Origin of the sequence: Dyadobacter sp. CY261 (genome assembly GCF_021440085.1) — a bacterium.
Taxonomy (GTDB): domain Bacteria; phylum Bacteroidota; class Bacteroidia; order Cytophagales; family Spirosomataceae; genus Dyadobacter.
In genome coordinates this window covers 739,004-759,771 of the sequence record NZ_JAKCPW010000001.1, presented here as the reverse complement: position 1 = coordinate 759,771, position 20,768 = coordinate 739,004, and the positions used below count along the sequence as shown (strand labels likewise).

The following is a 20,768-nucleotide window of genomic DNA, read 5'->3' as shown; positions in this document are numbered from 1 at the left end:
TCGGGTTTCGTGGCTAATCACGACGTCACCTGCAATTTCCTGTATTCGGCCGGGCTTTGTGAAGTATTCTTTTTGAAGTAGTTACTAAAATGGGGCGCTTCCAGAAATCCCAGTTTAATAGCGATTTCCTTGATCGATAATGCCGGATTCTGAAGCATTACTTTGGCTTCCGCTATGGTTTTATCGGCGATCCAGGTGCTCACCGATTTACCGGTTTTACTGCTGATTACGCTGGACAAATAGTTGACGTGCAGGGATTGCATATCCGCGTAATCCTGCACACGAAGATGCGTTTCCACTTTCCCATTGATCAGGTCGCGGAAATGCTGTTCCAGGTTTCGTTTAAAGGCTTTTACAATCTGCGAACTCCGGTTACCCTCATAAATGGGATTATAATTCTGGAAAAAGTATTCTTTGATCTTTAAAAGCAAGACCACCATCAGGCTCCCGATAATCCGGTTTTTGTAAGGCGAGTCTCCGCGATGCTCATTGTGGATTTGCTCATAAAGCCGCTTTACCACCTGAAACTGCTCGTCGGTTAATACGCTGGGCTCCACGGTTTCAGTTAGCAGAAATGAAAAGTCCCGGTACACGTCTTCGTGCACGTTTTCCTTCAAAAAGGCTTCATTAAAAGTGATCAGACAAGTGTCCTTGATGTCGTACCACTCAAATATGCGATAGTTGCCGGGATTAGTAAAATAAACAGTGCCAGGCCTGACCTCGAAAGTCTGATCGTCGATCGTATACTTACCAAATGCCTCGCGGATGAACAGAAAACTGAAATAATTGGGCCGGAACGGAACGGATGTAAACGGGAATTGCGTGAAGGTTTGTTGCAGATAATGCACCGTAAGCCCCGAAGACGCATCCACCGGATCGACAGGCAGTCCCATCGTTTCGTATAGCTCGGACAGATCCCTGACAATCAGATTACGCTCCATATTTCAAAAGTAAAGAAAACCCTACAATAAGTAGAATTTGTAATAAATTGCGTAATTTGTAGTACTATACCTACGCTTGACATTCCTATCCTATGAAACAATTCTTTACTGTTTTCTACACGATAGTTACAATTACCTATTTAGCGTTACCTGTTGTCGGCGAAAGTGCGGTTACATTGCCGAAGTTTGACGGCACTATTCCGACTGTATTTGGCCTCGGACACGGAGCTTACCTTGGCCAAAAAGTATGTTGAGTGATCAATTCCCAGGTTTCGTCAACGCATCATGAATATCACCCCGATTTTCTCATTTCTTTTATTTCTTACAATTGCGGGCCATGTGTTTAGTCAGGAAATAGCCGACTTCACTGAGCAGCATTACACCAGCGACAATGGCCTCCCGCAAAATAGCGTCATGCAATTGCAAAAGGATAAAAACGGTTTTATCTGGATGACCACACAGGGCGGCCTGGTTCGGTTTGACGGCATGCGGTTTGTGACCTTCAACCTCAGCAATGTGCCTCAGCTTACCAGTAACCGGATTATTGAACTTGGGCTGACGGGCGACAGCACCATTTATTTTAAAGACACAAGCTTCAAGGTATTTTCGTTTGACCAAAACAATCAGCCTTTTGTGCTAAATCCGCACATTCGGAACAGGTATGTGATCCTGCAATCGCGGGAAAAGCAGCTCGATGTCATTCGTAACCTTCACCCACAGGACCGCCACCGTATCGAATCGCTCTTTGCGCCATTTGCGACGGGAATCATATATCAGCAAATCGGAGCTCCGGGCGACGGTTTTTTGAGGATTGGTGATAACTTATTGTTTTACCTTTCTCAGAAAAGGATAGTCTTTTCAAAAACATTCGAAAATAGTTCGGCAATGTCTTACAACAATGCGGGCGTTTTGAATGGTCGGATCTATTTCTTCAATGATAAAAAACAGCTGGCCTGTATCGATTCCTCGGGTCGCGAACAGGCGGTTTCTTTCGGAATAACCAGCCCGGACAAAAAGGGATTTCGTGGCCCATCGCATTTTTACCAGCAAGGGAAAAGACTTTTCCTGCATAATGCAAATACATTCTATGAACTACTGCCGACGGCCGGATCGACGGATCGACGGCCGTCGACAACTGGCGCACTCATTTGCAAACCTGTTCTGAAAACAGCGGATTTGGGTAGTATATATTGCTATCTGAACATCCCCGAATCCGGCATTCACATGATCGGCACGGGAACCGGCGGACTTTATGTTTTTAAAAAGAAACAATTCAAAACCGTTCGGATCCCTGGTACGAACAACAATTTTTACAGCCAGCACCTGTATCGAAACAATGGACTACTTACCGAACCCGGCGCGATCCTGCCAAACGGCACGGTCACTGGCGAGCCGTTCCCCCTCGTTGCGCGGAGCGGCATCCTGGTCGACAAACAGGGATACGTTTGGATAAACACGCCGGGGAAAAAGGTGGAGCAGCGCACAGCCGATTTGAAGTTGGTCAGAAAATTCAATGCCGAACGAGAGGTAGCAAAGTTTGCCCAGACAACCGACGGGACTATCTGGCTCAGCTTAATGTCGGGCAAACTGGGCAGAATTTCCGGAGACTCGATCCAGTGGATCAAGCTTGAAAAAGGGATTAAGTCATTTCTGCCGATTGATAATTCGCATTTCTGGACCTCCGACGGGCATGGCGCGTATCTGTTGAATACCCAAAATTCCAGTTTAAAAGAGCTTTCCGATTTGAAAGGAAAAGAAATCAGGGTATTCTATTCCGACAAACGGCGCACACTCTGGGCAGGCACTTACGGACAAGGCTTTTATGCAGTCCGGAATGGCAGAGCAACCGCGCTGCCGCTGGACCGGAATGGTTATTTGCTGGTCGTGCACACGTTTTTGGAAGACAACAGAGGGTTTCTCTGGATGAGCACAAATCATGGGCTTTTCAAATGCAAAATGCAGGATCTTTACGACTACCTCGACCATAAAACCACCCACGTTTTCTACTACTATTACGACAAAAGCAACGGCTTTGGCAATAATGAGTTCAATGGCGGCTGCGACCCGTCGGCAGTCATTTTTCCGGATGGGAAGTTCTCCTTTCCCTCGATGGATGGCTTGGTTCAGGTGTATCCCGACAGCTTAACGGACATTCTTCCCGATTCGCGGATCCTGATCGACAAGTTTATTGTGGATGGGAAAGAGCAGCCGTTGAGTACCGATTTGGAGCTCACACCTTCTTTCAATCGCATTGAGGTTTTGCTTGCCTCGCCCTATTTCGGTTTACCGGAGAATCAGGTTCTGGAATACAATATCAAGGGCCTGGACGACGAATGGTATAGGGTGAATAATAGCCTGACCATTACGCTCAACCGGTTGGATTATGGCGATTATGTACTGCAAGTCAGGAAAAAGACAGGATTCGGAGCGGCTAATGTAGGGTTGCTGACCAAAAATTTCACTATAAAGCCTTTTTGGTACCAGACCTGGTATTTTACCGCTTTTAGTTTTGCGCTCCTTGTTTTCTCGTTTTATCTGGTCGTCAAACTGCGGTATCATTATCTTACGCTTCAAAAAAAACAGCTGGAAGCCCAGGTACGGGAACGCACCATACAGCTCGAATACAGCAACCGCTTGAAAGAAAAGATCACATTGCTACTTGCGCATGACCTCCAATCGCCCCTGCATTTCCTGAATCTGCTATCCGACCACGTGGCGGACTCGCTCGAAAAAAACCGCCTTGACGAGGTTATTACCGGGATGACCGAGATCAGAAAGGCCGCTACGAACATTCACGCTTTTATTAAGGAAATCAATCTTTGGACGAAATCGCAACAGGAAGGGTTTCAACTAAGCAAGCGTCCGTTTCCATTCGATGACCTTGCTGACGAGCTGCGGGAATTCTTCAAGGAAATGCTTCATTTCAAAAATAATACCCTGGAATTTGTCAACCCCGGGCAATGGCACCTTTTTACCAATCGTGAAATCCTGAAAGCGGTGATCCGTAATTTGATCGACAATTCCAACAAGCACACTTCCGGTGGGCGCATTACCGTAGAACTCGACAAATTGGACGAAAAATACCTGAGGCTTTCGGTCACCGACAATGGCGGCGGTATTTCTCCCGCTGATCTGAGCAAGATCAACCGGCGCATCGGGCATGTACTGACGACTGCCGGTATCGAGCAAAGCAGTCGACTGGGTTACCAGATCATTATCGACTTTGTGGCTCGGCTCGATTGTAAACTGGACGTAAAAAGTATCGTGGGAAAAGGAACGACCGTGACGATTACCGGTCGGCTTACGGGTAAGACGGACACCGAAGAAGCTTTACTGACCGACATAACTCCGTCCAACCTTACCACGTTATGAAAAAAATATTGATCGCCGACGATCATTCGCTGGTCCGGTACGGACTGAAAGTTGCATTGTTAAACCACTTTGCCGACGTGGAAATTGACGAAAGCTGGGATGGGCAGTCGGTTATGGCGAGGCTGAAAGATAGTACTTATGACCTCGTGCTGCTGGATCTGAGCATGCCCGACAGTGATCCCGGCACAACGTTGCATTGGATCAGAAACTTTTGCCCCGATACAAGAGTACTGATCGTGTCGATGAATAATGAGACGATTTTTGGTAAAAGAGCACTGCAAATGGGTGCGCATGGCTATATCGAAAAAGATGCATCGCCCGACGATCTGATAAGGGCGGTCAATGTGGTTCTTTCCGGAAAAAAATACATGAGCGCCGATCTCGCGGATATCATTGTACGCGACGCGCTCATTCGCAAGGCAGTGAATCCTTTCGACGAACTCACGCCTCGGGAGTTTCAGGTGGCGATGTACATTATACAGGATTACACCATCACGCAGATCAGCAAATTGATGCAACTACAATACACCTCCGTAAACACATTCCGTCGCCGCATTTTTGAGAAACTCAATATCCCCGACCGCAAAGCATTGGTGCAATTGGCCGATGCATATAAGCTCAACTGAATGTACTACGTCGGTTCCGGGCCTGAAAGCTTCCGGTGCTTTCCTCCCCATTCGCTGAGCTGCTGAAAGATCGGGCCAAATGCCTGTGCCATTTCGGTGAGTTCGTATTCCACGCGAGGCGGTACCTCGGCATACACCGTGCGTTTTACAAGCCCATCCTGTTCCAGGGCGCGTAATTGCAGCGTGAGCATGCGCTCGGTAATGTATGGAAATTCCTTTTTCAATTCCCCGAAACGCATTTTCCCTTTTTCCAATTTACTGATTATCAAAATCTTCCACCTCCCGCCGATCTTGTTGACCGCGTACGTAAGATCGCATTCAATGATAAACTTCTCGTTACTGGTGTAGGTTGAATTTTCTTTTCTGACAGCCATTACTTACACTTTTGTTAGTACCCCACAATTGGTTGTTTGCGCTCAAATTTAGATGCTTCCGGCTATGTTTGCAACCCGTTTTAGACACATTAGGATCACATTCATGGATTTGCATTTAAAAGGAAAAACTGCTGTGGTGACCGGTGCCAGCCAAGGTATCGGTCGGGCGATTGTAATGGAATTGGCCAGAGAAGGCGTGAGCGTTTTTGCAACGGCCCGTAATGAATTACTGCTAGATAGTCTTCGCGAAGAAGTCAAAGCGGAAACAGGACTTGAAGTGATGATATTCATACAGGACTTTCTCGCAACCGAAGCTCCACAGCGTATCGCAGAGGCCGCTCTGGCTGCACTTGACCATGTTGACATCCTGATCAACAATGTCGGTCAAAGCCGCCCTGTGGATATTACCGGTCCCGAAAAACCTTGGGAGGAATCCACCGCACTCGATTTCGACCGGCCCCGGCAGCTTACGCAGGCACTTTTGCCCCACATGATCGACCGTCGCCATGGCGTAATCCTCAATCTCACAAGCACCTACGAGCTCCGGAGCATCAATGTGTCGGCAGTGGCGAAAGCGAGTATGGCCATATGGTCGAAACAACTCGCCGGACAGGTCGGGAAATACGGCATAAGGGTCAATACGCTGCAGCCGGGTTTGATCGATACCAACAATATCCGGCCCTACTTTTCCGAGGATGAACGGAAGGCTCTTGCGTCCCAGGAAATACCACTTGGCGATTTTGGCCGGCCACAAGATATGGCCGATATGGCCACTTTCCTTGTTTCACCCCGCGCAAACTATGTAACCGGCGTTTCGGTGGTGGTAGATGGTGGGATGAGGCGCTATCCCTTTTGAGTCGCGGTTACCGCTGGTATAAATTTTTAAGATAAAAAGCTGTATTGAATTACATTACAGCCTGATATCAACCTCAAACATCAAGCCATGGGCGAAGCGATCATTATTTCACTTATTGTACTGGCATGGTATTGCGTGAAAGCATACCGAATCAACCCCGCCAAACCAGATTGGAACAAGGCATTTGTGATCACGCTTTTCTGGCCGTTGTCACTGCTCATGAAGCGCTATCGATAGTTTGTAGTAAAAATTACAATGTTTTCTCCATATAAATGGCATCTGCATGCGGGTTGGGGTAATAGGCAGGTATGACTTCAAACCCAAATACCTCATATAATTTTCTGGCGCCCGTCATGCTCGCTAATGTATCGAGCCTGATCTTCTGATAACCCAAATTAGTCGCCTGAGAAATAGATTCCCGCAGAAGTATTCGCCCGAGCTGATACCCACGGAATTCCGTTTGTACATACATCCGTTTCAGTTCCGCCGTTCCAGGGGCCTGGACACGTATTCCCGCACAGCCGACCGCACGTTCACCCACATACGCAAGAATGAGCGCCCCAGCAGGTGGTCCGTATTGATTCCTAACCGTTTTAAGCTCCTCGGCAAAGCCCTGAAACGCCAGGTCTATCGGCAATGAAGCCGCATATTCCTGGAACAGTAACTTCCCTTCTTCAAAATGTTTCTCGCTATTGGCTATGATCAATTGTGGTGTCTCCATCATCAGGGTCATTCTTCATTTGAAACAGAACGTCAGAGCATTTCGCCCCGTTCCGCTTGTCTGTTGCAAAGTTGGCTCCTGAATATTGTCATAAACAGATACAGATTTTCGACTTTCGTCCGTAACAGATTCAATTATGAGAATGATTGAACCGTCGCTCACTCGACCTGATCTCGCAGACACGTTCGAGTAGTTCCAGTTCGCCGCTTGCGAAAATGTTTTTCATCTGTTTACTGATTGCCGGTACTTCGACGCCAAACAGCTCCACCAAGCGCTTCTGGCTCAGCCAGAACGTCCTCCTCATTGAAAATTACCTCTACTTTGACATTCCGCGGGAGAACTGTAAAAAATGATGCCGGTTTGTTGATTTTCCATTCGCATATTGTGTTAAATTTTGTTGAAAAAAGGCCCTGTGATTACCGCTTAATCGGTGGGCTCCGATGTCCAACCGGCAAGTACAAATGAGCAGCTAGGAAATTGGAGCGAAAAATTTTGATATTTAGCGGCCAGCCGCGTATCCTAAATTTTGAACAAGTAGCGTTAATGCAGAAAGGTGTGGTTGAATGGATGGATCGCCGAAAACAAACAACTAAGAAATCATGCTGCCAAGAATACCTGAACCGCCTATCAGACAATACATTATCCTCGCAATATTAACCGTCGTGATAGCTCATGAGACGGCCGCGGCAATACGCGTCTGTACCGACTCCTCCGATGTCAGGCCAGCCTTCCTGCAAACGACCCGCATTATCGGCAGGATAACCGATGAGTCCTCGCGACCGGTGAGCAATGCAGCCGTGTTGATAGCAGGATCTGAGCGCGGCACCGTGAGCAATCTATCGGGTAGCTTTGAAATAGCGGATGCTCCGTTGAGCGGAACGCTGGTGATCAAACACCCCGATTTCGAACCACGTCAAATGCCGATTGTGAAGTCGGCCAATGAATATGTTATTATATTGAAACCCAGGCCACAGCTATCTGCGGCACGCTCAAAAAATCAGAATAGGCCTTCAAAGAAGGATACTGAATTGAGTCAGGGAGGCGAAAGCAGCTCCCTGATGCGCCCGGACCGCTGGCCCTACTTTATGGGCGGGTATAAAGCGATGAACAAATTCCTGGCCAATAATCTGGAATACCCCGATGAAGCACTGGAAGCGGGCGTACAAGGCTCAGTGCAGGTCTCGTTTTTACTTGATGAGGACGGCAATGTCAGCAGTGGCAGGATCATCAAAAGCCCTGGTGCCGAGCTGGAAGAGGAGGCGCTCCGCCTTGTCAGGATCATGCCCAAATGGACACCAGCGCAAAAAGACGGCAAACCGATCGCAGTGTGGTATACGATCAGCATCCTTTTTGACCCCGAAATCGAAAAACTGCCGCTGGGTGTCAGGGAAGACGTCCCCAAGCTGTTCAGCAAGAGAATGCGGCTGGAACCTTTGAAAGCGCCCTTTTTGCTGAAAGATACTTTTAAAAAGCTCTTCCAACGCCCATCGGTGGATTTATCGGCGCTCCAACCCCCACAGACCCATTTTCAATTTTACGGTTATGGATTTGTAAAACGGCCGGTGTATGTACCGCTCCAATTGAAACTCAAACCTTTGCCTTGACGAATTCACTCATATAGTATATCTTTTCATTATAAGGTTACAGCTACTTATAACACCCCATTCCGCTTGTAGAATGCCATTGTTCAAACCTAACCGAAGCTTGAATGAAAACTTTTACAGCTATAACCCTTCTTTTCTTCGCGGTATATATCCCCGCAACAGGTCAGCACGCGGTTGATGCGACGGCAAGTTCAAAATCATCGAGACCGATCATTCGAACAACGCGCATTGCGATCCGCGTCCTCGATAAATTCACGCTGAAACCTGTTCATGCAACCGTTATGGTCGTCGGAAAACGACCGGAAAATCCCGTGACGCCGCGGGTAGAGAATGGGGTTTACCAATTTAAAATCGCCGCAAAAGACACTTCGGTCATCTCGATATATGCAAATGGCTATCATATGCTTTCGGAAATCGTAGCGGCGAGCAAACTGAACACCACACGTGTCATTTATCTAACACCGGTAGAAAACGCAAAAGCCAGTGATTTCAGACCTTTGATCGATCCGGGCAGGCCTTTGCTCGCGGACGAGATCACCGCCGTGCTTCATTTCCCGCAAAGCGAAGCCGAAATTCTTCCGGAAAGCGGTTATGAGCTCGAAATATTGGCAGATTACCTTGTAAGGAATAGTACGTCGCGGATTGAACTAACCGGTCATACCGACGACGTCGGTGATCCATTCAAAAACGTGCTACTCTCTTTTGACCGAGTGGATGTGGTCAAAAAATACCTGCTGTCGCGAAATATTACCACCGACCGCATTCGTGGAAAAGGTTTCGGCAGCGACCTCCCCATTGCTCCGAACGACTGCGAGGCAAACCGGCGGCTTAACCGGCGCGTCGAAATCAAGATAGTCCCCTAGATTTTCTTTTTAAAATTAACTTCCCAAAAAATCCATTGAAAGGTGGCGAAATGAGCACTTTTGTGATGCATATTTGTTGTTGATGGCAAAACATTGCCCTGATAGCGAAATTTACCAGTACAAAATTAAAATATGAAACAAGTAAAAGCCTCCATTTCAGGCATCGAAGGATATGTACCCGACTACATTCTTACAAACGCCGAATTGGAGACACTCGTTGATACCAGCGACGAATGGATCGTGAGCAGGACCGGCATCAAAGAACGCCGCATCCTGAAAGAACCCGGACTCGGTAGTTCGCATATGGGCGCAAAAGCCGTTAAAAACCTCCTGGAAAAAACCAACACCGATCCCGCTGAAATCGACCTTCTCATTTGCGCCACCATTACCCCTGATTTCGTTTTCCCCAGCACAGCCAACCTGATTTGCGCTCAACTGGGAATACGCAATATTGGCAGCTTCGATGTGAATGCCGCCTGCTCCGGCTTTATCTATGCGCTCGAACTCGGCTCACAGTTTATCGAAACGGGTAAGTACAAAAAGGTGGTGATCGTGGGTACCGACAAGATGTCGGCCGTAATGGATTATACCGACCGCCGTACCTGCATTCTTTTCGGTGACGGCGCGGGCGCTGTTTTGCTCGAACCTAATACCGAAGGCAACGGGGTGATCGATACGCTCATCCGTTCGGATGGCGAAGGATATAACCACCTGGTTCAGCGTGGCGGGGGCAGCCGTTTCCCGGCCAGCTACGAAACGGTAGATGCCCGCATGCATTTCCTGCATCAGGAAGGCCAACAAGTATTCAAGTCGGCGGTGCGGAATATGGCGGATGTATCGGCCGAAATGATGGAACGAAACGGACTCAGCCACGACGATATAGCCTGGCTGGTGCCGCACCAGGCCAACCGCCGCATCATTGAGGCAACCGCCAACCGCATGGGCATAGGCATGGACAAGGTGATGATGAACATTGCGCATTATGGCAACACCACGGCGGCTACTATTCCGCTGTGCCTTTGGGATTATGAAAAACAGCTCAAAAAGGGCGATAGTCTGATATTCTCCGCATTCGGGGCCGGTTTCACCTGGGCTTCGGCTTACGTAAAGTGGGCTTATTAAGGACTGTATAAAAGCAATCGGTCGGAAGAGGATTACAAACGCGTAACCTATTCCGACCGATTGTTTTTATGCATTAACTACGCCGAAAGCGCCATTCTGCCCAGGATCTCGTGGGTTTCACGAACACGTCTCCGTGCGATGGGGATCACTTTGCCGCAGCTCAGATGAATGTAATCAGGCCAGCGGGAAGTAATGTGGCGCGCATTGATGCTGTATGATTTATGGATGCGCAAAAAGTCGCTGCTTAGTTCATCCTGTACTTCTTTCAGGCATTTAGAAACCAGATGCTTTTCATGACGGGTGTACACGAATGTGTAATTTCCGACACCTTCCAGGCAAGTGATGTCGCTGGATTTAACGGAAATTGCTTTACCGAACTTGTAAACGGTAATAGCAGGAACGTTCTTGGTTTCGCCGGCAACTCCCGACGACATGATGGACAGGTTTTTCATGGGTGAAAGGACGGATTGATTTTTCATGGATTGATCAGGCATTGCATTGTTTACTTTCATGGCTGTTATTAAATTGATTTACATGGCTAACTGAGCGGCTCTTAATTCCGAACCGGTGATACAAATTTGGCATATCCATAAGACCTGGGAAACAGTAAACCGGGTGAATTGTAACTTTCACCTCATGAATACGCTAAAACGGGGGGTAAACTGAAACAACCGTTCGAACATCGATAATGGTCATTTTGCGGGCTTAATAAAGGCTTCGCCACATTTTGCGATGATTTGGCCTACAAATACGACGTTTGACCACAGCCCGGTTTCCGATTGGATCGAACCCGTTCTATTTTTACGCGAAATGAAAATACCCATCATGGCCCTTGAAGGTTATATCACAAAAATCGGCCGTAAACAATTGAGCGTTACCACATCGGCGTTGATTCTCTCGGTGGCGACCCTGTTGGCGGGCCTCGGGCTTTGGCAGGGACGTTATTTTGCCGACAGTCCCAGGTTCCTGACGGGGAGCGCGATCAACTTGGCCGCCATCTGGACTGCCTACCGTGTCAATGTGGCCCTGTCGCTGCGGATTACGGGATTTTTACCGGATACCGAACAGTCTATCTACCGGGTCGCGCTGTGGTTTGGCGTTTATGGAATTGTCAATGTAGCATTGTTCTGGGTAGCGCTGCCGCTTTATTATCAGGCTGGCCTTACCGGGACTGGATTTGATCTTTCTTGGGCGCTGCGTGTAAGCTTCTTTATTTTAAGCGGATCGCTCATCTGTGCTGGGTTGACTGAACTTACCTACGCTTTTCGACAATGGCGTAGCAACCAGGCCGAGGTGGAACAGATGCAGGAAAAGCAGCTGCAAACCGAGCTGGATGCCGTCAAACAGCAGGTCAATCCGCATTTTTTGTTCAATTGTCTTAACTCCCTCTCGGTACTGATCGCCGACGCGCCTGCCACGGCCGAGAAATTCGTGGACGAAATGTCGAAAGTATATCGTTACCAACTGAGCATCAACGGGCCCGACAAAGAAGACATTTTGGTGACGCTCGATTCGGAGCTGCGTTTTTTAAAATCCTACATTTATCTGCTCGAAACCCGTTTTGAAAGTGGGATCGGCATTACACTAGATGTGAAGGAAGTGTTTTTGGCCGGCCACATGGTACCGCTTACATTCCAGATCCTGACCGACCATGCCATCCATTACAACATGGTTTCTCCCACCCGGCCGCTTCATATCAGCATCTCGACCACCGATACCGGCCAACTGGAATTCAGGCACAATCGCCAGCCCAAAGTGCTCAATATGCCGCTCGAAACACCCGGCATCAACGCGCTGGCCACCAAATATAAACTACTTTTCAACCGCGCGGGCGCTGTCCAGTTGAAGGAAGACGAACGACATTTCTCGATAATCCTGCCATTAATATTTACATGAACGCTCACCTGACATACAACAGAATCGGCCGGCAGATATGGCTGAGCCTTTTCGGCAGATGGATGTTCACCTTGCTTGTACCCTGGTTTGTTCCTACCATCAGCTATTTGCTCATTGGCGAACCCTATCTGGACAACCTTTACAATTTCGCGGGTGGCACGCTGATGATCTTCCTGATGACGATCCTCGCATTCGTTCCGCACGACTGGGCGGCCCGGTACATTGCCCTGAAATATCCGTCCCTCGACTCCACGATCAAAAGAAGTGCGCTCACGGCCCTTGCATTCGGGCTGCTGACCTTCGTTTATATCACTTCCTACATGATCTTCATTATGAAATTCAAACCGTTCGATGCCATGCTCGACGGTCAGACGATGATCAATGTGTACCTCTTTGAACTCGTGGCGGTGATCCTGTTGACGGGGCTCTATGAAATCAATTATTCGTTGAACAAATGGAAGTCCCTGCAAATGAACAAGGAGGCAATCAAACGCGCCGGCATGCAGGGACAGTTGCAGAGCCTGAAAAGCCAGGTCAATCCACATTTTCTATTCAATAGCCTCAACACCCTGTCGGCGCTGATTGCCGACGAGCCGAAACGGGCCGAGCAGTTTGTAGATGAGATGGCCAGGGTCTACCGCTATTTGCTGCAAACGAATCAACACGAACTGACGTCACTTTCGGCGGAAATTCGCTTTATCCGCTCGTATAACCACCTTTTACGGACGCGCTACGACACCGGCTTCGATTTGCTGATCGATGTCAGCGATGCCGATCTAGAAAAAACAATTCCTCCGCTAACCTTGCAGCTGCTTTTGGAAAATGCTGTGAAACATAATAGTACCCTTGAATCCAATCCTTTGCGGGTGACGATCCGTTCGGTCGGGAACGACCTGCTGGAAATCAGCAACAACCGCATTGTCAAATCCACACCGGTGAAATCGACGGGGCTGGGATTGCCCAATATCATGGCCAAATACGAGCTGCTTTCCGACCGCTTGCCTGTGATCGATAACGACGAACATCATTTCAGGGTAATCCTCCCGCTCATCACGTTAAAAACCGTAAGTGTATGAATATTTTAATTGTTGAAGATGAAAAGCTGGCCGTGCGTAAGCTGACCAAATTGCTGGAAGAAACCGCCCCGGAGCTCGAAGTGAATGGAATCACGCCCAGTATTGCTGCCACCGTGGAATGGATCACCGAAAACCGCGCGAATGGTGGCCCTGAGCCCGATATTATTTTTATGGATATCGAGCTGGCCGATGGGCAAAGTTTCGAGATATTCAACCGGACCGAAATCAAAAGCACCGTCATTTTCACCACTTCCTACGACGAATATGCATTACAGGCATTCAAGGTCAATAGCATCGATTATTTGCTGAAACCGGTTCAAAACGAAGATCTGCAACGCGCGATCCGCAAGTATTACGATCTGACCTCCGCGCGGAATACCATACCCGCAACACAGATTAATCTGGAAGCAATTTTAAAAAGCCTTCATATCCAGACACCCGCGCGCGAGTACCGCAAACGTTTTCTGGTTAAGCAGGGGGCAAGGCTATTCTCGGTTGAGACTTCCGAAATCGCTTATTTCTTCATCGATGGCGGCCTGACGTTTTTCAAAAACCACCAGGGACAAAAATTTGTCGTGGATTACAAAATGGATGAGCTGGATGAGTTTCTGGATCCCGATAAGTTTTTTCGCGTAAATCGTGCATTGATCGTCACGCACCAGGCTGTGGCGCAAATGCAGCCTTATTACAATCACCGGCTTGCACTGGTACTGCACCCGGAATTGGACAAGGAAACGATTGTCAGTCGCGAAAGGGCCAACGATTTTAAGATCTGGATGGGTAAGTAAAAAAGGGATTACATCGAGAACATTGAATATTGCTCAGCCAGGTCGGGATAATGCCGGGTGATGAACTCCTGCAACTGCGCTCTCGCACGTGCATACTGTGACCGCACTGTCGCCTCATTGATGTCGAGCATGGTCGCGATCTCCTTGTGGCAATACCCGTCAACCGCATACAACAGGAAAACCGTTTTGTAAATCGGCTTCAATTCATGGATGAGCTGCATGATCTCATTGGCAGTGATTTCGGAAACGGCGGCGTCGGCAATGCCGGGTTCGGGGATTTCATCAAATGCCGTTCTTGCAACATAATGCTTTTTGTTCCGCCTGAAATAGCTGATCGCATTATTGACCATCACTGTCCTTAGCCAGGCTTTGAACGGCTGCTCCGGGTCATATTTTTCCAGATTATTGAATACTTTGAAAAAACCTTCATTAAGCACTTCTTCGGCTTCCTCGGGCGAGTAGGTGTAGCGCAGGCAAATACTCTTGGCATAACCGAAGTATTTTTTAAATAAAATATGTTGAGCCTGACTGTTCCCGGCAATGCAAGCCGCGATCACTGACCGGAAATCGTTCGGGTCAAAAATGATTTTATTCAGGAATTTGAGCATATCTCTTCACTTTTCAATGGATCGTTCAGCAGGTTTACCATTCTATTCGGGGACTTCCCGTCCGGGATTCCCTATACAAAGAGAATTAATGTACGCCGCGAATAAAAACCGCATGGACGGAGAGCCCGAAAGTATAGCTGGATGGCCGGTTTTTCCCGATGAACCGGCCGGGCTTCCGGTGTAAACCCCGGCGTATTCCCACCTGTCGGCAAAGAGTAGCCGTATAACCGGCAAAAGCAACGATACGTCGAAACACCCTCGCCTGATAATGAAATACCCGTTTTTGCCTGTTAATTTTACGTGATGACCAGAGAAAACACAAAAGGCGGCGTAGTGGTCGCGATGCATTTACTTGCGTGGGCGTTGCTCGGCTTTGTGCTCGTATTTTACCAGCCATTGTCGTGGGGAGTGAGCCTGCCGCCTGTATTCTGGGCAAAACAGTTCCTCAATTTTGGGCTCCTGGTGGCGCTCTTCTATTTCAACTCCCATTACCTTGTTCCGAGATACCTACTTCAAAACCGCATTTTCATTTTTATCCTTTGGGTAGTCGCGCTGGTAGTACTCATGCTGGTAATCGGTAAAATGGCCGACCAGCACCTTGAGATACGGCGGCATATGGAGCAGGTGATGCCGCGGCCCCGCCATCATGGTGGCCCCAGGCCCAGGCACATGATCGACGGTATTCTGCTGATGACCACATTGCTGGTGATCGGCGTCAGCACAAGTATGGCGGTGATCCAGCGCTGGCAGGCCGATGCGCAGCTGCGCGACGCCGTTGAAAAACAGAACATATCCTCCGAGCTGGCGCTGCTGAAAGCACAGATCAATCCCCATTTCTTTTTTAATACACTCAATAATATATACGCATTGTCGTACACCAACGTCGAGGAATCGCGGGAGGCCACCCTTACGCTTTCGCGCATGATGCGCTACCTGCTTTATGAAACCCAGCAGGACCACGCCCCGCTAAGCCGCGAATTCGCGTTTATCGACGACTACATCGAGCTCATGAAACTACGCGTGCAGAGCAGCAACAATGTGCAATATACCCGTGACGAAGCCATACCCGACTATCCTATCGCGCCCATGCTGTTGCTGCCATTCATCGAAAATGCATTCAAGCACGGCATCGACGCCTCGCAGCGGTCGGAAATCAGGATCCATGCGGGGTTGAGTGGCGGGACGTTAAACCTTCGGGTGGAGAACCATATTTTCCCGGCGCAACGAGTAGCAGGGACTGAAACCGGCGGCATCGGCCTTAGCAACACACGCCGGAGGCTCGATTTGCTTTATCCGCATAAACATCAGCTCGAAATGCGTACCGATGAACGCGAAAACACTTATACCGTAAATTTGACCGTTAATCTAGCGTAACCCGGAGAGCCATGACCCTGAACTGCATTACCGTCGACGACGAACCGCTGGCACTCGGACTGGTAAGTTCTTTTGTAGAACAAACGCCATTTCTCCATTTACATGGCCGGTACATCAATGCGCTGGATGCGCTGGAGGTAATTACGAAAGAGAATATTCATCTGGTTTACCTGGATATCCAAATGCCGGAGCTGACTGGCATGGAGCTCGCGAGGGTATTGAGCCATAATCCCGAGACCAAAACACGGATTGTTTTTACCACTGCCTACAATCAGTTTGCGGTACAGGGTTATGAGGTGGATGCTTTGGGATATTTGCTAAAACCCTTCGGCTACAACCAGTTTATCGCCACAGCCATGAAGGCCAGAAAATATTTCGAAAATCTCCGCGACGCGGTCGCGGAACCGGACCTGGATTCGAGCGAGAATTATCTGTTCGTCAAATCGGATTACAAGCTGGTGCGCATCGATTTGGATTCAATTCTTTTCATTGAGTCTTTCAAGGATTATGTCAAAATCCACCAGGCCAATGCCGGCCCGGTGGTATCGCATGGCAGTCTTAAAGCGATTGAAGAAAAGTTGCCTTCCGGCAGGTTCATCCGTATTCACCGGTCATTCATTGTCTCCGTCGGCAAAGTCGATTCGATCAGCAAAAGCGCGGTACATATCGGAAGCGTTGATATTCCTGTGGGGGATCTTTACAAAGATGCATTCAAGGATTTGCTCTCCAAATGGCAATGATCCAAACCTAGAACTGGTGCGTAAAACTTACCGCAACGCCCGATTTGCCCTTTGCATCCGGGAAACCGCGCACGTCCCAGGCCGAACGTTTTGGCATCGGCTTATTGTTCACTGCCAGGTTCCAGATGCTTAGCCCGACGCTCAACGTACCCAGGCCCATATTGATCATCGAAACATTCCTCTGTGTTTTGCTGGCTTGCCATTCACCAGTGGAGAAATCCACTTCATTTTTACGGTTAAAGCCGATCGCGCCCGCAATAAACTGTCCGGCCCCACCGACAATTCCGAGCACAGGCGTTGCATTGGTCCGACTTCCTTTCCCCACTTCGATCGCATTTACCATCGACGATGCCCCATTGAGGCCGATCAGCACTGACGACGTGATCGCATACGCAGGTTTGATATCAATTTTGCTGGCCAGTGTTTGATTGTAAGTTGGCTGGATCATCGCGCATTCTTCCTTGCTAAGGCCGCTTTGCGCAATCCAGTTGTCGACATTTTTATCGTTCATTTCAAAAATCGTGGCGTATTTGTACCGACTATTAATGTTTTCCGCGGCTGCTCTTCCTGCGGTTTGCTCGATCAGGTAACCCACTGCACAAATGATGCCATCCTGATCGATAAAGCAAGGTTTCCGTCCTTTTTGCTCGTAGTTTTTAGGGAATATGCCCGCCGACCAGTATTCATGTAACAGATCGAGTAATTGCATCCTTTTGCTACGCAGTTCAACAGACAATTCCGACATCTCCCGCTTTCTCAATGCATTTTCAACATATTCAAGATGCGTTGCAATGCGAAGGTCGTCGTCGGTATCCGCATCTGGCACAGTTCCGAACCTGGCTTCAAAGCTCGCGTCACCGATAATGGGATTGATCGTGCCTTCCGTGCTCCGGCGCTCTTTGTAGACGCTGATCAAAAACAGCAACGCAAAAACGGTGGTAATAAATGTTTTCATGACAGCGAACGTTAGTGATGAAAAAATGTCTACGGAAATAAACAATTGGTAACATTTTTATTTCCCATGCATTGACAAGAAATATGCGGATACCGTTGCAGTGTTGGATAAATTTTAAAATGAAAAAGCCTGCAACATGTGTCACAGGCTTTTGATTCAATAACAAACATCAGGTTACACCCTCTGCGACTTGGCGATGGACTCTACAAGCCCGCGCATGTAGCCGATCGCGAACAGTGCACCATAGTTACTGTAACCCGCATTTTGGTTGCTGTCTCCGGCAACAGTAGGCACATGGTCAGGACGCATCGGGCCGCGGAAACCTACTTCATAGTAGGTCTTCATGGCCTCGTACATGTCGGTTTTACCATCGTCGTGGAAGGTTTCTTCGAAATTATTTTTGTTGCCACGGACGTCGCGAAAGTGCACAAAATGGATTTTCTTCCGGCTGCCAAAGTACCTGATCACCGACGGAATGTCTTCGCCCATGGTCGCGAATGTGCCCTGGCATAGCGTAATGCCATTGCTCGGGCTTGGGACGATTTCGATGAGGCGCTTGAAAGCATTAGCGGAGGTCATGATCCTGGGAATGCCCTGGATCTTGTCGACCGGAGGATCATCGGGATGCAATGCGAGCTTGACACCTACTTTTTCGGCTTCCGGTACGACGGCTTCGAGGAAGTATTCGAGGTTCTTCCACATGGCTTCGTGCGTGAAATCGCCGTATTTGGTAAGCGGCTTGTCTTTTACATCTTCATAATCGAATGAACTCACGAGCGCACCTCCGCGTGAAGGTTTGTCGAGCTTGGTCCGCGCCCAGCTAATGACGGGCATCCAGTTGTAGCAAACGGTGTCGATACCGGCTTTTGCCAGGTTTTGGATAAATTTGATAAAAGTTTCTATTTCCTCGTCCTTGCCATCGAGGCCTAGTTTTGTTTTCTCGTACAGCGACGGCGGGCCTTCAATCACCCGGTAAGTGATCCCTTGTTTTGCCCAAAAATCGCGAACAGCGACGACGGCCTCGTATTCCCAGTTTTTCACATTAGGCAGGCCCACACTCTGCGGATTAATCCCTCCTACCGCACCCAGCACCTGCATTTGCTTCGACAGCGCAATGCGGGTCGGGTCGATGCCGAAGAAATGGGCGAGGCAGAATTTCATGCCGCCATCTTTGGCATATTCAGCCGTCTGCGAAGCGAAGGCTTGCATTCCCGGCATAGCGGCGGCCGTGGAGCCGACTGCGGCCGCGGAGGCCACCATCGCTATGTTGGTTTTGATAAACTTCCTGCGTGTATTTTCCATCGTTTTGCGATTACTTGTCCCACCAGATACGGGTCATGAACACATCGGGCCCCTGCCGGTCGATCGCCGCTTTGAAATTGGGGTTAATGCCCTCTTCGCTGAGCGGATAGCGCAGGCGGCGCGGTATCTGGCCGTTGGTGTCGTTGCCCAGGTAGTTCACGGGCGTCAGCACCGGGTAACCCGTTCTGCGCCAGTTGGCCCAGCCTTCTATATGATTAAAAGTACTCGCAGCTATCAAATATACCTCCGTATGGATCGCATTCATCTTGGCTTCCAGCGTCCCGGCTTCCGGATATGGGTTTTTCGTTGCATAGGCAGTAATATCCGCTGTTGGAATGGTTGCATTCGCCCACGACATCTGTGCCAGTGCAGCCGATTGCCCCTCCTGGAAGGCCGCCTTCGCCGAGCCGGTAGCCCAGCCGCGCTCGATCGCCTCTGCTTTAAGCAATTGCGTTTCTGCATAAGTCAGGTAAATCCATGGCAATGCAATGCCAATGACACCGGTTGCGGGGCGGGAATAATTGTCCAGGTTCTTTTCATCGAGGCCTGCCAACCCCGTTGCATCCGTTGCATTCGGCAAGCCGCGTTGCTTTGCTGGGCTGTTATCACCGTTTTTAAGCATTGAAATGACAGGCAGGCGTGGGTCCTGGCGCGCCTTCATCATATCGATAAGCGTTTTGCCCCATTGTACACCCGCATTGGCGATGTTGGTAATGTTGGAACCACTCGGACCGAGAATCCAGGAGTTCGGGTTCGAATTGATTTCAGCGCCCGTATTGCTGAATTTCACAGCGATGCTTTCCGCATTGCTGGTAATAATACCTCCGTCGATCGCCTTTTTAGCCCATAGCTGCGCATTGGCCGGATCAACTTTTTGTAAACGCATCGCCAGACGCAGCATTAATGAATTCGCCGCACGTTTCCATTTATCGAGGTCGCCCCCGTAAATGTAGTCTGCTGCTTTGGGAATGTATTGAGTTGCGTCGAATGCCTTGCCTGCTTCTTCCAGCTCTTTCAGCATATCCATATAAATGGCTTGCTGTGCATCGTACTTAGGCGAAAAATTACCGTCGATAAAACCTTTTCCGGCTTCGAAATAAGGAATATCCCCGTACAAATCGGTGGTGCGGGAAAACTCCATGACCTTGATAATGCGCCCCATAGACAACACATTGACATTTTTCGGGTCCTTCTGGGCGACATCGACCAGGTTTACAATGCTTTTGACAGCATATGTATAAGAGTTATCGAAGAACGCAGAGTTGATTTCCCCCAAAAATGTATAAAAACTTCCTTTATAAAAGGTAGCGTCAATGGACGACATCTGCTGGATAAGGCAAGCCGCATAACCGAAGTTGGCACGCCACGCTTTGGAAGCCGGGCCACTTGCCGAGCCGGTCAGCAGCAGTTGCGACTGCCCCAGCAGGTAATCCACGGGCACCGTGTCCGGCGCATTCGGGTTGACGTTGATTTCCTCAAAATCATTGGTACAAGCCCCTGCTCCGGCGAGCAATGCGAGGCATATGGTTAGTTTTTTAAGCATGATTTCT

General features: G+C 48.9%; 21 protein-coding genes. 13 read left to right on the top strand and 8 right to left on the bottom strand.

Annotation, left to right across the window (positions count from 1 at the left end; translation table 11 throughout):
- Window positions 1–17: 17 nt before the first annotated feature.
- The gene (locus tag LZD49_RS03165) at window positions 18–941 is read right to left on the bottom strand and encodes an AraC family transcriptional regulator (protein WP_234665865.1); all 924 of its coding nucleotides are present in this window, start codon (window positions 939–941) and stop codon (window positions 18–20) included.
- A gap of 285 nt (window positions 942–1,226) precedes the next feature.
- Here LZD49_RS03165 and LZD49_RS03160 point away from each other — a divergent pair, with 285 nt between their 5' ends.
- A complete protein-coding gene (locus LZD49_RS03160; protein WP_234665864.1) occupies window positions 1,227–4,313 on the top strand; it encodes an ATP-binding protein in 3,087 nt (1,028 codons plus the stop codon).
- Window positions 4,310–4,939, top strand: coding sequence for a response regulator transcription factor (locus LZD49_RS03155; RefSeq protein ID WP_234665863.1), 630 nt, complete (start codon window positions 4,310–4,312; stop codon window positions 4,937–4,939). The genes LZD49_RS03160 and LZD49_RS03155 overlap by 4 nt, the downstream gene beginning before the upstream one ends.
- A gap of 5 nt (window positions 4,940–4,944) precedes the next feature.
- Here the strand turns inward: LZD49_RS03155 and LZD49_RS03150 are convergent, their stop codons facing one another.
- Window positions 4,945–5,313 carry a helix-turn-helix domain-containing protein gene (locus LZD49_RS03150; RefSeq protein ID WP_234665862.1) on the bottom strand — a complete coding sequence of 123 codons (369 nt, stop codon included), beginning with the start codon at window positions 5,311–5,313 and terminating at the stop codon, window positions 4,945–4,947.
- 103 nt (window positions 5,314–5,416) lie between these two features.
- On the opposite strand from LZD49_RS03150, the gene LZD49_RS03145 reads away from it, so the two are divergent.
- Both LZD49_RS03145 and LZD49_RS03140 read left to right on the top strand, forming a co-directional pair.
- A complete protein-coding gene (locus LZD49_RS03145) occupies window positions 5,417–6,169 on the top strand; it encodes an SDR family NAD(P)-dependent oxidoreductase (RefSeq protein WP_234665861.1) in 753 nt (250 codons plus the stop codon).
- An 87-nt stretch (window positions 6,170–6,256) separates the two neighbouring features.
- Window positions 6,257–6,406, top strand: a complete 150-nt coding sequence (locus LZD49_RS03140; RefSeq protein ID WP_234665860.1) for a hypothetical protein — start codon at window positions 6,257–6,259, stop codon at window positions 6,404–6,406.
- A gap of 13 nt (window positions 6,407–6,419) precedes the next feature.
- Here LZD49_RS03140 and LZD49_RS03135 read toward each other — a convergent pair whose 3' ends face one another.
- Complete coding sequence (locus tag LZD49_RS03135; RefSeq protein WP_234665859.1) at window positions 6,420–6,893, bottom strand: GNAT family N-acetyltransferase; 474 nt, start codon at window positions 6,891–6,893, stop codon at window positions 6,420–6,422.
- A 143-nt stretch (window positions 6,894–7,036) separates the two neighbouring features.
- On the opposite strand from LZD49_RS03135, the gene LZD49_RS03130 reads away from it, so the two are divergent.
- The 4 genes from LZD49_RS03130 (at window position 7,037) to LZD49_RS03115 (ending at window position 10,479) form a co-directional block, all read left to right on the top strand.
- Window positions 7,037–7,243 carry a hypothetical protein gene (locus tag LZD49_RS03130; protein ID WP_234665858.1) on the top strand — a complete coding sequence of 69 codons (207 nt, stop codon included), beginning with the start codon at window positions 7,037–7,039 and terminating at the stop codon, window positions 7,241–7,243.
- A gap of 246 nt (window positions 7,244–7,489) precedes the next feature.
- Window positions 7,490–8,494, top strand: a complete 1,005-nt coding sequence (locus tag LZD49_RS03125) for a TonB family protein (RefSeq protein WP_234665857.1) — start codon at window positions 7,490–7,492, stop codon at window positions 8,492–8,494.
- Window positions 8,495–8,598: 104 nt separating this feature from the next.
- A complete protein-coding gene (locus LZD49_RS03120; protein WP_234665856.1) occupies window positions 8,599–9,357 on the top strand; it encodes an OmpA family protein in 759 nt (252 codons plus the stop codon).
- 132 nt (window positions 9,358–9,489) lie between these two features.
- Window positions 9,490–10,479: a beta-ketoacyl-ACP synthase III gene (locus tag LZD49_RS03115; protein ID WP_234665855.1), complete on the top strand. Its 990-nt coding sequence runs from the start codon at window positions 9,490–9,492 to the stop codon at window positions 10,477–10,479.
- A 77-nt stretch (window positions 10,480–10,556) separates the two neighbouring features.
- On the opposite strand, the gene LZD49_RS03110 is transcribed toward LZD49_RS03115, so the two are convergent.
- Entirely contained in the window at window positions 10,557–10,991 is a 435-nt protein-coding gene (locus LZD49_RS03110) for a LytTR family DNA-binding domain-containing protein (RefSeq protein ID WP_234665854.1), read from the bottom strand.
- A gap of 298 nt (window positions 10,992–11,289) precedes the next feature.
- Here LZD49_RS03110 and LZD49_RS03105 point away from each other — a divergent pair, with 298 nt between their 5' ends.
- The 3 genes from LZD49_RS03105 to LZD49_RS03095 are packed head-to-tail and all read left to right on the top strand — an operon-like array spanning window position 11,290 to window position 14,239.
- Window positions 11,290–12,375, top strand: coding sequence for a sensor histidine kinase (locus tag LZD49_RS03105; RefSeq protein WP_234665853.1), 1,086 nt, complete (start codon window positions 11,290–11,292; stop codon window positions 12,373–12,375).
- The gene (locus LZD49_RS03100) at window positions 12,372–13,451 is read left to right on the top strand and encodes a sensor histidine kinase (RefSeq protein ID WP_234665852.1); all 1,080 of its coding nucleotides are present in this window, start codon (window positions 12,372–12,374) and stop codon (window positions 13,449–13,451) included. The genes LZD49_RS03105 and LZD49_RS03100 overlap by 4 nt, the downstream gene beginning before the upstream one ends.
- The gene (locus LZD49_RS03095; RefSeq protein ID WP_234665851.1) at window positions 13,448–14,239 is read left to right on the top strand and encodes a LytTR family DNA-binding domain-containing protein; all 792 of its coding nucleotides are present in this window, start codon (window positions 13,448–13,450) and stop codon (window positions 14,237–14,239) included. Before LZD49_RS03100 ends, LZD49_RS03095 begins: the two co-directional genes overlap by 4 nt.
- An 8-nt stretch (window positions 14,240–14,247) precedes the next feature.
- On the opposite strand, the gene LZD49_RS03090 is transcribed toward LZD49_RS03095, so the two are convergent.
- Window positions 14,248–14,847, bottom strand: a complete 600-nt coding sequence (locus LZD49_RS03090) for an RNA polymerase sigma factor (protein ID WP_234665850.1) — start codon at window positions 14,845–14,847, stop codon at window positions 14,248–14,250.
- A gap of 303 nt (window positions 14,848–15,150) precedes the next feature.
- Here LZD49_RS03090 and LZD49_RS03085 point away from each other — a divergent pair, with 303 nt between their 5' ends.
- Together LZD49_RS03085 and LZD49_RS03080 are read left to right on the top strand one after the other, a co-directional pair.
- On the top strand, window positions 15,151–16,221 hold the full coding sequence (locus tag LZD49_RS03085) for a sensor histidine kinase (RefSeq protein ID WP_234665849.1): 1,071 nt from the start codon (window positions 15,151–15,153) through the stop codon (window positions 16,219–16,221).
- Between the two features lie 11 nt (window positions 16,222–16,232).
- On the top strand, window positions 16,233–16,961 hold the full coding sequence (locus LZD49_RS03080) for a LytTR family DNA-binding domain-containing protein (protein WP_234665848.1): 729 nt from the start codon (window positions 16,233–16,235) through the stop codon (window positions 16,959–16,961).
- A gap of 7 nt (window positions 16,962–16,968) precedes the next feature.
- Here LZD49_RS03080 and LZD49_RS03075 read toward each other — a convergent pair whose 3' ends face one another.
- The 3 genes from LZD49_RS03075 to LZD49_RS03065 form a co-directional block, all read right to left on the bottom strand.
- Complete coding sequence (locus LZD49_RS03075; RefSeq protein ID WP_234665847.1) at window positions 16,969–17,916, bottom strand: hypothetical protein; 948 nt, start codon at window positions 17,914–17,916, stop codon at window positions 16,969–16,971.
- A gap of 174 nt (window positions 17,917–18,090) precedes the next feature.
- Complete coding sequence (locus LZD49_RS03070; protein WP_234665846.1) at window positions 18,091–19,218, bottom strand: mannonate dehydratase; 1,128 nt, start codon at window positions 19,216–19,218, stop codon at window positions 18,091–18,093.
- Between the two features lie 10 nt (window positions 19,219–19,228).
- Window positions 19,229–20,761, bottom strand: a complete 1,533-nt coding sequence (locus LZD49_RS03065) for a SusD/RagB family nutrient-binding outer membrane lipoprotein (RefSeq protein WP_234665845.1) — start codon at window positions 20,759–20,761, stop codon at window positions 19,229–19,231.
- Window positions 20,762–20,768: the final 7 nt, after the last annotated feature.